The organism is Rothia sp. HMSC065C12 (genome assembly GCF_001812085.1).
Classification (GTDB): Bacteria; Actinomycetota; Actinomycetes; order Actinomycetales; family Micrococcaceae; genus Rothia; species Rothia mucilaginosa.
Window position 1 is genome coordinate 236813 of sequence record NZ_KV807679.1, and the last position, 12367, is coordinate 249179.

The 12367-nt window shown below is 58.8% G+C and carries 11 protein-coding genes and 1 tRNA gene; 3 read left to right on the forward strand and 9 right to left on the reverse strand.

Annotation, left to right across the window (positions count from 1 at the left end):
* Positions 1 to 390 precede the first annotated feature (390 nt).
* The 7 genes from HMPREF2836_RS07010 to HMPREF2836_RS07040 form a co-directional block, all read right to left on the reverse strand.
* Positions 391 to 1518 carry an ABC transporter ATP-binding protein gene (locus HMPREF2836_RS07010; RefSeq protein WP_070629937.1) on the reverse strand — a complete coding sequence of 376 codons (1128 nt, stop codon included), beginning with the start codon at positions 1516 to 1518 and terminating at the stop codon, positions 391 to 393.
* Positions 1519 to 1619: 101 nt separating this feature from the next.
* Complete coding sequence (locus tag HMPREF2836_RS07015; RefSeq protein ID WP_005504877.1) at positions 1620 to 2594, reverse strand: TDT family transporter; 975 nt, start codon at positions 2592 to 2594, stop codon at positions 1620 to 1622.
* A 305-nt stretch (positions 2595 to 2899) separates the two neighbouring features.
* On the reverse strand, positions 2900 to 3595 hold the full coding sequence (rplA, locus tag HMPREF2836_RS07020; protein ID WP_005504876.1) for a 50S ribosomal protein L1: 696 nt from the start codon (positions 3593 to 3595) through the stop codon (positions 2900 to 2902).
* A 137-nt stretch (positions 3596 to 3732) separates the two neighbouring features.
* The gene (gene rplK, locus HMPREF2836_RS07025; protein WP_005504870.1) at positions 3733 to 4161 is read right to left on the reverse strand and encodes a 50S ribosomal protein L11; all 429 of its coding nucleotides are present in this window, start codon (positions 4159 to 4161) and stop codon (positions 3733 to 3735) included.
* Between the two features lie 266 nt (positions 4162 to 4427).
* Positions 4428 to 5174 (reverse strand): transcription termination/antitermination protein NusG, encoded by a 747-nt coding sequence (nusG, locus tag HMPREF2836_RS07030; protein ID WP_049327539.1) that lies wholly within the window; start codon positions 5172 to 5174, stop codon positions 4428 to 4430.
* Between the two features lie 104 nt (positions 5175 to 5278).
* The gene (gene secE, locus HMPREF2836_RS07035) at positions 5279 to 5557 is read right to left on the reverse strand and encodes a preprotein translocase subunit SecE (RefSeq protein WP_049327538.1); all 279 of its coding nucleotides are present in this window, start codon (positions 5555 to 5557) and stop codon (positions 5279 to 5281) included.
* A gap of 77 nt (positions 5558 to 5634) precedes the next feature.
* Positions 5635 to 5707 (reverse strand) — tRNA-Trp (locus HMPREF2836_RS07040).
* A 354-nt stretch (positions 5708 to 6061) separates the two neighbouring features.
* Here HMPREF2836_RS07040 and HMPREF2836_RS07045 point away from each other — a divergent pair.
* Both HMPREF2836_RS07045 and HMPREF2836_RS07050 read left to right on the forward strand, forming a co-directional pair.
* Positions 6062 to 7264 (forward strand): pyridoxal phosphate-dependent aminotransferase, encoded by a 1203-nt coding sequence (locus HMPREF2836_RS07045; protein ID WP_070629938.1) that lies wholly within the window; start codon positions 6062 to 6064, stop codon positions 7262 to 7264.
* A gap of 472 nt (positions 7265 to 7736) precedes the next feature.
* Positions 7737 to 8768: a 6-phosphofructokinase gene (locus tag HMPREF2836_RS07050; protein WP_049347329.1), complete on the forward strand. Its 1032-nt coding sequence runs from the start codon at positions 7737 to 7739 to the stop codon at positions 8766 to 8768.
* 131 nt (positions 8769 to 8899) lie between these two features.
* Here HMPREF2836_RS07050 and HMPREF2836_RS07055 read toward each other — a convergent pair whose 3' ends face one another.
* Positions 8900 to 10135, reverse strand: a complete 1236-nt coding sequence (locus HMPREF2836_RS07055) for a CAF17-like 4Fe-4S cluster assembly/insertion protein YgfZ (protein ID WP_070629939.1) — start codon at positions 10133 to 10135, stop codon at positions 8900 to 8902.
* A 65-nt stretch (positions 10136 to 10200) separates the two neighbouring features.
* Complete coding sequence (locus HMPREF2836_RS07060; RefSeq protein WP_049347335.1) at positions 10201 to 10890, reverse strand: nitrobindin family protein; 690 nt, start codon at positions 10888 to 10890, stop codon at positions 10201 to 10203.
* Between the two features lie 638 nt (positions 10891 to 11528).
* Here HMPREF2836_RS07060 and HMPREF2836_RS07065 point away from each other — a divergent pair.
* Positions 11529 to 12206, forward strand: coding sequence for a winged helix-turn-helix transcriptional regulator (locus HMPREF2836_RS07065; protein ID WP_080974862.1), 678 nt, complete (start codon positions 11529 to 11531; stop codon positions 12204 to 12206).
* Positions 12207 to 12367: the final 161 nt, after the last annotated feature.

The following is a 12367-nucleotide window of genomic DNA, read 5'->3' on the forward strand; positions in this document are numbered from 1 at the left end:
TTCTTCCGATTCTTGTAAGGTCGCCGGTAGAGCCTCGAAGTATTTATTGCAAGCAATAAAAAATGCCCCGACGCGTAGGCGTACGAGGCACGATAGACGGAACCCTGCATGAGGGCGACGGCTATTCACTTCGAGTTACCTACGCGGGCGGCGATTTCTAGTGAAATCTGCTCTTATCAGAACTCTGTTCTTCGTCTCCATCGAGGTGGCGATAAAGGACATAGTTCTAGACCGGCGGTCTTTGGTTCATTCATCATCTCAGGTTAAAGCCCGAGTCGCAAGTTAAAAACGTGATTAAGCGGGATTAATCACTTAAAGACCCCTTTTAAGCCAATTAACCGCTCTTTCTCCAACCTAAAAGGTCCGGTTGAAAAGCCTAGAAACCGTGTTCTAGAGGTAAAAACGCTTTCCGCCTGAGAACAAGAAGCAACGCTCCGCCGCCACCCCCAGGTGCACCCGCTCCCCAACACTTAGGGAGGAGCCGCCCTGCGTATCCGAGATAAAGAACTCAAGCTCCTGACCGGCACGCACTCGGGCACACGTTCGGGCACTCAGCTCAGAATCCGCCGAAGCCCACCGAGATTCCAGAGGCAGAGACACCGCATCCAACAGACGCGCGCGGTACAGCATGCCACCCACCAGATGGCGGCTACCGAGCACCTGCACCGGCAGAGCATGAGCAGCGTCTGCCGCCACGGGGCACAAAGCGGTCGCACGAATCGCCAACTCGCACCCGGCAGGAAGCGATTCCGAATCCTCAAGGGCCAAAAGGTTCAGTGCGGGCGCCGCCAAAAGCTTCGCCACCTGCAGAGTATGCGGATGCGCCAGCAACCGCTCCGGAGTGTCCACCTGCACCAGGTAGCCAGCATCCATCACCGCCACCCGCTGACCCAGCATGAGCGCCTCATTCTGATCATGGGTCACGTACAGGCCCGTAAAACCGTAACGCTCATGCAGGCGCACAATGTCGGCGCGGATACTCGCACTCATCTGCTCATCCACACTCGCCAGCGGCTCATCAAAAAGAACCACCGGAGCACGACGAATCAAAGCACGCGCAATACCCACACGCTGAGCCTGACCACCCGACAGTTGCGAAGGCTTACGGGATTCCAGCCCCTCAAGCTTCAAAGCCTCCAGCAGCTCACGGTAGTAGTCCATATCAACCCGACCGGCGAACGCACCCAGCCGGGTCGGAAACAGAATATTGTCCTTCACGCTCAGGTGCGGGTACAGAATAGGGCGCTGAAAAACCACACCCACCGAGCCGCGTTCCAGAGGCTGACCGGCGTAGGTCACCCGACCGGCGCTCGGCTCCTCCAGGCCGGCAATAATGCGCAACAGAGTCGACTTACCCGTGCCCGAAGAACCAACCAGAGAAATCAACTCGCCAGGGTGCACATCCAGGTCAATCTCATTCAGAACCGTCGTATCGGTGCCAAAGGTCTTAGCGACACCTCGAATACGCAGGCCTTCAAAAGGCTCCGCCGCGGCAGAAGAGTAGGATGCAGAAGTCATTCCCCCATTATCGCCGAAACTTGTGCCCGGCACGGGTGCAGAAGATAAGCACCGTCATAAAACAGCGCGCGAGCCTCGCACCAGAGTCTCATGTGAGCGCCCTAGCTCGGTCGTACCAGCAAACGCCCCTTCAACCCCAGATGCAACGTACCCACCCACAGGAAAATGAGGAAAGCCGTACCCGCCACCGTTAGCGCAGGACCCACCAACCCCAGCGAGCCAGCAGCCGCCAAGCGAATACCGCTCGCCGCCATGGAAGCCATACCGAACGAGAAACCCCACATGCTCATCGAGAAACCACCCTCAAGAGTCCACGGGAGCAAACGCATCAAGAAGAACAGCTGCAGAATGCCATAACCGGTCAGCACCAGGAAGAACCAGTCCACCGTGCCGCCATTAGCCGCCAGGTACGCGTTACCACCCACAAAAGGCGGCGCCATCTGAATACCAATAATGCCGCGCTCCCCCTGAGGTAGCGGAGTCAAGGTGCGCAGGCGGCTCAGAATCGCGGCCTCGACACTGAACCACGAAATCAGGCCCGCACCGAAGAAGAGCATCGCCATATCGTGCCACCCCACAAAGCCCATCGCCGTAGCGGTCGCAAAATTCGTCGCCACAGTCGGCAGATACAGCACCGGCGAAGCGGCCTCAGGCACATACCCACCACGCCACGTACCGGCAATGCGGTGAGAGGCAAAGTACAGCTGCCCCACAGCTCCCAGCACCACCAGGGTCAGAGCCGGAACCTCAGCATACGGGTAGAGAGCCGCACCCATCTGCGCCGTCGTCGCCGGAATCAGCGAAAAGAAGCAGGTACGCGCCGGATGCTCCCAAAAACTACGCACCCACGCACGGTACTTCACCACCGAATGAACCAAAAACCCCACAAGGAGCAGCCACACCACAGCGTTAAAAGCCAGGATGCTCTCCCCCACCCATTCAGGCGCCATTCCCTTCGACGCACCGGTACGCCAGGCAGCACCCAAAGCACCGGTGCCCAGCGCCACCGCAAAATAATTGACCGGCACGCTGAGACCGCGACGGGCGCTCTGCTCGCTCTGAAGGGAAGAAGGCATTAGGTTTTACCTCTCATAGTTGTAGGGCAGGATGGGGCACGCAGCCCCAATATGTGTTTCGACGGTACCGGAGCATGGGCAACGCCATAGGAACCAGGGACCAGAAAATCATTCTATGTTTTTAAGCCTATACAAGCTGGAAGTCCGTGACGTACTTTAACCGATTCCGGTCACGCAATGTCTTGAATCTTCACGCTGTGTTTTGAATCTTCGCACAGACAAAATCATGCACAAAAAAATCGCCCCCGACGCCTAAACGTCGGGGGCGACTACTAGCTAAATGCTAGAAGCTACAGGTGCATACCTTAGGCAGCAACGGCAGCCGGATCAACGGGGATGCCGGGGCCGAAGGTGGTAGCAACGGTTGCCTTGGAGATGTAACGACCCTTAGCCGAAGAGGGCTTCAGACGGTTAACCTCTTCCAGAGCTGCCTGGAAGTTCTCCTCGAGCTGCTCAGCGGTGAAGGAAGCCTTACCGATGATGAAGTGCAGGTTGGAGTTACGGTCAACGCGGAAGTCGATCTTACCGCCCTTGATGTCTGCAACAGCCTTTGCAACATCCATGGTCACGGTACCGGTCTTGGGGTTCGGCATCAGGTTACGGGGACCCAGGATCTTACCCAGGCGGCCGACCTTGCCCATCATGTCGGGGGTTGCAACCGCTGCGTCGAAGTCAGTCCAGCCGCCAGCGATCTTTGCGATCAGCTCGTCGGAACCAACGTAGTCAGCGCCAGCTGCCTCAGCCTCAGCAGCCTTGGGGCCTGCTGCGATAACGACCACGCGAGCGGTCTTACCGGTGCCGTGGGGCAGGTTCACGGTACCGCGAACCATCTGGTCTGCCTTACGGGGGTCAACGGACAGACGCATTGCAACCTCAACGGTTGCGTCGGTCTTGGTGGAAGAGGTTTCCTTCGCCAGGGCAACTGCCTCAGCGGGGGTGTAGAGCTTACCCTCTTCAATCTTGGCTACAGCTGCCTTGTACGCCTTGCTGCGCTTTGCCATCTGCTTTTCTCCTTATGCAGTTGTGGTCTCGTGAGCCGCGCTCGGCTCTGCCACATCCCGTCCATACGACGGGCATTTACAAGTTCTGTGTAGAAAAATCTACGGTGCCGATTACTCGGCTATTCGGCGAACCGAAATTACTCGACGGTGATACCCATGGAACGAGCGGTACCTGCGATGATCTTGGAAGCAGCATCCAGGTCGTTTGCGTTCAGGTCGGGCATCTTGGTCTCAGCAATCTCGCGCACCTGAGCCTCGGTCAGCGAACCAACCTTGGTGGTGTGAGGAACAGCGGAGCCCTTAGCAACGCCAGCAGCCTTCTTGATCAGCTGGGAAGCCGGAGGGGTCTTGGTGATGAAGGTGAAGGAGCGATCCTCGTAGACGGTAATCTCAACGGGGATGATGTTACCGCGCTGCGACTCAGTTGCAGCGTTGTATGCCTTGCAGAACTCCATGATGTTCACACCGTGCGAGCCCAGTGCGGGGCCGACGGGGGGAGCCGGGTTAGCGGCGCCTGCCTGGATCTGCAGCTTAATGAGGCCAGTGACCTTCTTCTTGGGAGCCAATGTAGGGTCCTTTTCTTAGCTGGGAACCGACGCACAGGAGCGTACGCCGGCAAGACGGTGACCGTGGCGCGGTCACCCGTGCATCCACATGAAAGCGTGACATGCGCATACACAAACCAACATTCTAGCGTTAATCAGCGACTTAATCCAGCGCCAGCTAGCAGAAAGAGTAAACCTCACCTGCGCAGCCGCCACCGGCTATACAGCCGCTACAAAATATGAGCCCCACACCGAAGTGCGAGGCTCATATTCACACGCTAAAAGCGTTAAATCTTTTCGATCTCGGTGAAGCTCAAGGTCACCGGGGTATCGCGGCCGAAGACGGAAATCATCACGACAATCTGCTGGGACTCGCCCTTGATCTCCGAAACGGTAGCGTCCATGCCCTCGAAAGCACCGGACTTCACGCGGACATTCTCGCCCACAGTGTAGTCGGACTCGATAACGGGCTTGGAAACAGGCAGACCCTGGCTCTGCTGCTGCTCTTCGAAGACCGGCAGGAGCATGTCGAAGACCTCGTCCATGCGCAGCGGGACCGGGTTGTACGCATCCTGACCCACGAAGCCAGTCACACCGGGGGTGTGGCGGACAACGCCCCACGAGTGGTCGGTCAGTTCCATACGAACCAGAACGTAACCGGGAACACGCACGCGGCGGATGGTCTTCTTCACGGTGTTCTTGAACTCAACCACGGTCTCCATGGGAACCTGAACCTCGAAGATCTCATCTTCAGCTTCCAGGTTCTGGATACGGGTCTCGATACCGGTCTTCACCTTGTTCTCGTAGCCGGAGTAGGTGTGAACCACATACCAGTCGCCCATCTGACGGCGCAGCTTGGACTTGAATTCTTCCAGAGCGTCGACTTCCTCAGCAGCCTCAGCAGCTGCTTCAGCCACCTCGACAGCCTCGGTAGCTTCCTCAGCCTGCTGCTCAATAGCTGCAGACTCCTCAGTAGCCTCAGCAACGGCTACCTCGACCTCTTCAATCTCGGATACCAGTTCCTGCTCGGACACGTCGCTCCTACTTTCTATCGTTAATCATCTAGAGAGGACTTCCACTCGCCAATGCGCTGAGGGAAATCACTGATGGGGCACCCCAAATAAGGATGCAGCCTGTACTAGTTACGCTGAATGGTTCCGTTACCGAAAATCCAGAATGCTCCCTGGCCGAAAAGATAATCCAGACCAGAAATAAGAAGGAGCATCACCACGACGAAGAACAGAACTCCGAAGAAGTAACCAACCAGTTCACGTCCGGTGGGAGTAGTAACCTTCTTCAACTCCGCAAAAACTTCACGGAGGAATGCAAAAATACGGCCGAAGAAACCGAGCTTCTTATCGTTCTTCGACGATGCGCCGGGCTGAACAGCCTTCTCGGCGGTAGCAGACGATGCCATTTCTTCTGCCCCTTTCTGAGTCTAAAAAAGTACGCCCGGGGTGCGGGCGTACAAATTATTTATTGAGGCAATAAAAGCAGGGCGGACAGGACTCGAACCTGCAACCTGCGGTTTTGGAGACCGCTGCTCTACCAATTGAGCCACCACCCTTTGAAGTTTTCACTTCAGGTGTGAGAGTTGCTTCTCACTCGTTCACTCCTCTATTGCCTCGCAAGCCGTGGGCTTTAGAGGGGCAAACAATTACACCCTTGCGGGTGCAGAACTAACTGTAAACCATCTTTCGGGGCCGATGCAACTTCAAAATGTAATATTTTTCGAAAAACCTCTTGAGATACCTTGACGAAGGGTTCCGCATCGCTACTAGTGGACCGTATCCTATTACAAGGAACGCCGCACACACCCGCGCCCATCACGCGCGGATTGGTCCCACACGTGCATTCCCATCACCTATTTCCTTGTCGACTTCACGCCGGCAGCGCACAAGAAGAAAGAGAAGAGAGCCCCATGGCGCGTATTTCAAGCCGCATCGGTGCCATCGCACCCTCCGCAACCCTTGCCGTCGACGCAAAGGCAAAAGCACTCAAGGCTCAGGGACGCCCCGTCATCGGTTTCGGCGCAGGCGAACCGGACTTCCCCACCCCCGCGCACATTGTGGACGCCGCACGCGAAGCGCTCAACGACCCCAAGAACTTCCGTTACTCCCCCGCCTCCGGTCTTCCCGAACTGAAGAAGGCAATCGCCGAAAAGACCCTGCGCGACTCCGGTGTAGAGATTGACCCCTCCCAGGTTGTCATCACCAACGGCGGTAAGCAGGCGGTCTACCAGGCATTCGCAACCGTCATTGACGAAGGCGACGACGTCCTGTTGCCCGCACCCTACTGGACCACCTACCCCGAGTGCATCCGCCTGGCCGGCGGCAACCCCATCGAGGTGTTCGCCGGTAGCGACCAGCACTACAAGGTCACCGTCGAGCAGCTCGAAGCAGCCTACACCCCCGCCACCAAGGCGCTCATCTTCGTCTCCCCCTCCAACCCGACCGGTGCCGTCTACACCGAAGAGGAAACCCGCGCCATCGGCGAATGGGCTCTGTCCAAGGGCATTTTCGTTCTGACCGACGAAATCTACGAGCACCTCACCTATGACGGTGTTCAGGCTGTCTCCATTCTGAAGGCGGTGCCCGAACTCGCTGACCTGTGCGTCATCCTCAACGGTGTGGCAAAGACCTACGCCATGACCGGTTGGCGTGTGGGCTGGATGATTGGCCCGCGCGACGTCATCGCCGCAGCTTCCAACCTGCAGTCCCACATGACCTCCAACGTCAACAACATCGCCCAGCGCGCAGCCCTTGCCGCTCTGACCGGTCCGCAGGACGACGTGGAAATCATGCACGCCGCCTTCGACCGCCGCCGCCGCACCATCGTAGATGGCCTGAACGCTATTGAAGGCGTGCACTGCCCCGTACCCACCGGTGCGTTCTACGCCTACCCGGACGTACGCGAACTGCTCGGCAAGGAAATTGAGGGCGTACGCCCGCAGACCACCGCAGAGCTGGCTGAGCTCATCCTCGAAAAGGCTGAGGTCGCCGTAGTTCCCGGCGAGGCATTCGGCCCCAGTGGCTACCTGCGCCTCTCCTACGCCCTGAGCGACGAGGACCTGGCGGAGGGTCTGGCACGCCTGCAGAAGTTCCTCGGTCAGGCACACGACTAGTTCCGTCTCCCTCTGAGCGCGCCTGCTGAACCTGCAACTCACCCCGTGGGAAGCGGTTCAGACGTGGGATAAACCGGTGTGAAACGATCAATCACAGGACTATTGACCGTTTTTTGCCCTAAAAACGGAGAATCCCACAAATATTTAAAAATATTTTTAAAACGAATGAGGCTTCCCGCATCTTTACAGATGTGAGGAAGCCTCATTCGCCTCTTCGGTGCCATAGGTGGGAAAGGGCGGCTATTTGTGTTTCAAACCCAAACATACAGGTACTAAAAACCTGAACTTTTCAGCACCAAAACGGGTGTTCCCACGGCTTTCCACCACTACCCACACAACCCAAACATCGCTAAAATAGAGACCAAGAGAACGACCTCCCGACCGGCGAACATTCGCGTGCCGAATTCGTGGAGGTCATAGTTATATACACGCGCGCACAACACCTAAAACGCGCAGACATTAGGAGCCAACCATGAAGATCGGTCTGCTTACTTCCGGCGGCGACTGCCCCGGCCTGAACGCTGTCATCCGCGGCGCTGTCCTCAACGGCGTCAAGAAGTACGGCTACGAGTTCGTCGGCTTCCGTGATGGCTGGCGCGGCGTCGTTGAAGGCGACTACATGGACCTGCCCCGTCAGAAGGTCCGCGGCCTGGCATCCCAGGGCGGCACCATCATCGGTACCTCCCGCACCAACCCCTTCGACGGCCCCAACGGTGGCCCCGAAAACATCGAAATTATGATGGAACGCCACGGCATCGACGCAATCGTTGCTATCGGCGGTGAAGGCACCCTCGCAGGCGCAAAGCGTCTGGCAGACGCAGGCCTGCCCGTCATCGGTGTCCCCAAGACCATTGACAACGACCTGCGCGCAACCGACTACACCTTCGGTTTCGACACCGCTGTGTCCATCGCAACCGAGGCAATGGACCGCATCCGCACCACCGGTGAATCGCACCACCGCTGCATGGTCGCCGAGGTCATGGGCCGCCACGTCGGCTGGATTGCGCTGCACTCCGGTATGGCTGCAGGCGCACACGCAATCCTGATCCCCGAGGTCAAGGTCTCCATGGAGCAGGTTGCTGAATGGGTCAAGGAAGTACACGACCGCGGCCGCTCTCCCCTGGTTGTCGTTGCTGAAGGCTTCATCCCCGAAGGCTTCGACGACGTCATGGCAAACAAGGGTACCGAAAAGGACGGTCGTCCCCGCCTCGGTGGCATCGGTGAGTACATCACCCACGAGATTGAGAAGATGACCGGCGTCGAGACCCGTAACACCATCCTGGGCCACATCCAGCGCGGTGGCGCACCCACCGGCTACGACCGCGTGCTCGCAACCCGCCTGGGCATGGGCGCAGTCGACATGGTCGCTCAGAAGCAGTGGGGCAAGATGGTCTCCGTGCAGGGCACCGAAATCAAGTACGTGCCCCTCGAAGAGGCACTGGACGGTCTGAAGTCCGTACCTCAGGAACGTTGGGAAGAAGCAGCCGTCCTCTTCGGCCGCTAAACCCCGCAGGCTCAGCAAGCTCGCTGAGCACTCATACTAAAACCGCGGAGGCGGGCACCCGTAACGGGTGCCCGCCTCCGCGGTTCTAGTTGGGATGGGTTCTAGTTCAGGCGGTTTTGGGTCGGGAGCGTCTAGCGCTTCAGGAAGTCCTGACCCGCCAAAGAACGACGCGCCACCTCACCGGACTCCGGCGAAACCACCGTCGTCTGAGCCACCGCGTACTCGGTCGCCGGCGCCGGCGAACCATCGGGCAGGAAATCGCCGCCATCAACCGCACGCAAAGGCGCCTGCGGGTCAACGCCGCGCTTAATCACAGCCAGAGCAATCGGGCCCGCCTCATAATGTAGCGCCACCGAGGTAATACGACCGACCGGGCGGGACTTGCCCTCCACGAACAGCTCGCTACCTGCCGCGGGTAGGGTGTGCTCCGAACCGTCGATATCCAAGAACACCAGGCGGCGCGGCGGGCGACCCAGGTTATGCACGCGAGCCACCGTCTCCTGGCCCTTGTAGCAGCCCTTATCAAAATGCACCGCGGTGCGGGTGTAATCCAGCTCCTGGGGGATCGTCTTATCGTCTGCCTCGGTTCCGTAGCGCGGGCGCCACGCCTCAATACGCAGAGCCTCCGCAGCCCACAGACCCGCAAAACGCGCGTCCGCAGATTCAGCCAGGGTGGGCAGAACAGAGCGCGGCACAATGCTCAAGAAACGCACATAGTCCGCGCCGGGGTGATTGTCGCCCGCCTCATCGTAGCGGTAGCTACCCGGTGCCGGAGTGCGCCAGGGATCCTCCCACACCAGCGGCTTGCCCTCAGCGAGCGCAGGATGTACCGAGCCGTCCTGCAGGATCGGGTTGCGGGCGCTCTCCAGTACCGCATACTCGTCACTGAGGTTCTGCACCTCAACGCGCATCATGAACTTCATGTGGTTTAGGTAATCGGTCAGCGGCTGAGCCTGGTAGCCCTCCACAATCAGCCAGAGCGCCTCGCCGTCTTCAATTGCGGCGGGTGCGTACTCCACGCGGCCCTGAGGGGAAAGCAGCAGGAACTCGCGGCTCTCCCCGGCGGTCATGCCGGTCAGAATCTGCGAGGCAATGGAAGTCAGCCAGGTCTGGCGGTCCGGCCCCTCAACACGCACTACGCCCAGGGAGGAGCGGTCCACCAACACTAGCGGCTCGTCCGCGCTGGCGGAGCGGTCGAAGCTGAGGGCGCGCTGCTCCAGCATGGGGTTGCCGTAGTGTGCGGCGACGCCGGCATCCAGCCCGGAGGCGGCAAAAGCGCCGTGTAGGCTCAGCAGGGGGCTCACCGGGCGGGCGGCATCGGGCTGGGGTGCCTCAGCCTGAGGCGCTTCAAGCGAAGATTCAGTCACGGAAGGTGCACCTTTCACGCAAAGAGTCTGCCCCGCCGACCGGCGGGGCAGACACAAGTTAGTTATTAGGCGGTGGGCTCGGAACCGGGCTCGCCGGTGGGCTCTTCGCCATCCAGGGAACCGAACATCGAAGTGCCCAGGGAATCGCCGGTCATCGAGGAGGTCTTGCGCAGTTCAGCGGAGGCGTGCTTGTGCAGCTTACCCTCAGCGTCTGCGACCTCCCAGTCCCACATGAGGTTGCCGTTGACCAGGCCCCACAGGCGCACGGAGCCGGCGTAGTCGTGGGAAATATCATCGCGCAGCAGGTTGCCGGTCTGCATGCGAATGACCGGGCCCTTGACCATGCCCACGTAGTTTTCGCTAATACCGCCGGGGTGCGCAATGGTTGCCAGCAGGGAGAAGCCGTCGTCGGCGTTGCGGAGAGTCTCTACGCTTGCCGCGTCAGCGAAGGCGGGAACAACGTCCTTGGGGACAATGCCGAAGCCGCCGTCAGCGTCGGTCAGGGGGCGGTCAATCTGCCAGAAACCGGTTTCAACGGTGATGGGGCGCAGCTTCTGACCCTCATCGTCGAGCAGGAAAGACTCAGCGCGGTATTCGATGAAGGGCAGACCATCCTGCTCAAAAGTAATAATCTGGCCGAAGGGGGTGTTTTCCTGGCCTTCGTACCACATGGTTCCGGTGCCTTCCCAGGTGCCGAGCAGCCATGCGAAGGGAACAAGTTCAGGGGTTAGGTTGGTAGGGATTTCAATAGCCATACCTTCCATTTTAGTACCCGTGCGTACAACGGTAGCCTGTTCGTTCGCTCACGGCACGGGGCAGCGCCGCCGTCTGCAGAGTAAACGGTACGGCGGGCAGCATAAAGAAAAACCCCCAACCGGAGGGGACCGGGTGGGGGTTCACGCCGTCATTGGCGAGGCGGTACGAACCGTACGACCGCCTAAAGCCCTGTGTGGGCGATGCTTCTGCTCTGTGCGGGAAGACTACTTCTGACCGCTGAAGAGGCCACGCAACACTGCGAATGCACCGATACCGATGCACACGGAGATAATAGCCATCAGCGACATGAAGAGAGCTTCAAGAGCCATAAGATTGTTTTCCATGCTTTAAACCTACCACAGTCCCACCCCGAAAGGGCGCAGAATCAACGGCTGAAACATAGTGGATGCTCTGCCAGAGTGCAGGTGCTATACCCACCCTATACCGAGTCAGATGCCGGTTCCGGAACAGTACTTCAGAAACCCCACAGTCATCGGTTGAAAAGGCTATATGAACAGTCCGGAATACGATATTTGCGCCCCGCCTGCGCTGGCTCCCACTGCTGCATCACAGCCGGGCGAGTACACTAGAAAGAGCCAAAAGTTTTACACGGGAAATATGCAGGAAAGGAGAGATGGTGTACCGTATTGCGCTTATGAGCGATACCGCCGCGCAGGATATGATCCCCTCGCTGAGCCTCCTCAGCCACAAGGTACACGTCTTCCCCCTCGACACTGCCCACACCACCCTCGAATCTGAAGCTTTCGACCTGCTCATGGTCGACGCCCGCACCGCACTCGTCAAAGCACGCCAATGCGCCCAGCTATTGCGCGCCGCCGGCGTACAGTTGCCGCTCATCGCACTCCTGAATGAAGGCGGTATGGCGGCGGTTGCTGCCTCCTGGCAGGTTGACGATATTGTTTCTGACCAGGCGTCCCCCTCCGAAATGGATGCGCGCCTGCGCCTCGCCATCAAGAGCGACGCAGCCGCAGAAGAAGAGAACTCCGAAGAGCGCATCGTGCGCGCGGGCAACCTCGTCATTGACACCCAGGCGTACTCGGCGCACCTCTCCGGCACCGCTCTGAATCTGACCTTCAAAGAGTTTGAACTGCTCAAGTTCATGGCTCAGCACCCCGGACGCGTCTTCTCCCGAGCCCAGCTGCTCTCCGAGGTGTGGGGTTACGACTCCTACTACGGCGGCACCCGCACCGTGGACGTGCACGTGCGTCGTCTGCGTTCCAAGCTCGGTACCGAATACGAGCAGATGATTTCGACCGTGCGTAACGTGGGCTATTCCTTCAACAGCACCCGCTAAATTTTGGGGCTCCAACCTCTGTTTTCGTGTACCCGTTATGAAGTAGCCCCGCCGCTGAGCCGAGTACCAGAATGTGTAAATGTTCCGGTTCTTGTCATATTCGCCCAGGACGAAGAACAAACTCTTCAAAGAGCAACTATCCCCGGTAGAGTTGAATCAGA

What these genes read in the sequence shown, in the direction of transcription:
- HMPREF2836_RS07010 (WP_070629937.1), bottom strand. Translation starts at nt 1,518, where the DNA reads ATGACTTCTGCATCCTACTCTTCTGCCGCGGCGGAGCCTTTTGAAGGC.
- HMPREF2836_RS07015 (WP_005504877.1), bottom strand. Translation starts at nt 2,594, where the DNA reads ATGCCTTCTTCCCTTCAGAGCGAGCAGAGCGCCCGTCGCGGTCTCAGC.
- rplA (WP_005504876.1), bottom strand. Translation starts at nt 3,595, where the DNA reads ATGGCAAAGCGCAGCAAGGCGTACAAGGCAGCTGTAGCCAAGATTGAA.
- secE (WP_049327538.1), bottom strand. Translation starts at nt 5,557, where the DNA reads ATGGCATCGTCTGCTACCGCCGAGAAGGCTGTTCAGCCCGGCGCATCG.
- HMPREF2836_RS07045 (WP_070629938.1), top strand. Translation starts at nt 6,062, where the DNA reads ATGGCGCGTATTTCAAGCCGCATCGGTGCCATCGCACCCTCCGCAACC.
- HMPREF2836_RS07050 (WP_049347329.1), top strand. Translation starts at nt 7,737, where the DNA reads ATGAAGATCGGTCTGCTTACTTCCGGCGGCGACTGCCCCGGCCTGAAC.
- HMPREF2836_RS07060 (WP_049347335.1), bottom strand. Translation starts at nt 10,890, where the DNA reads ATGGCTATTGAAATCCCTACCAACCTAACCCCTGAACTTGTTCCCTTC.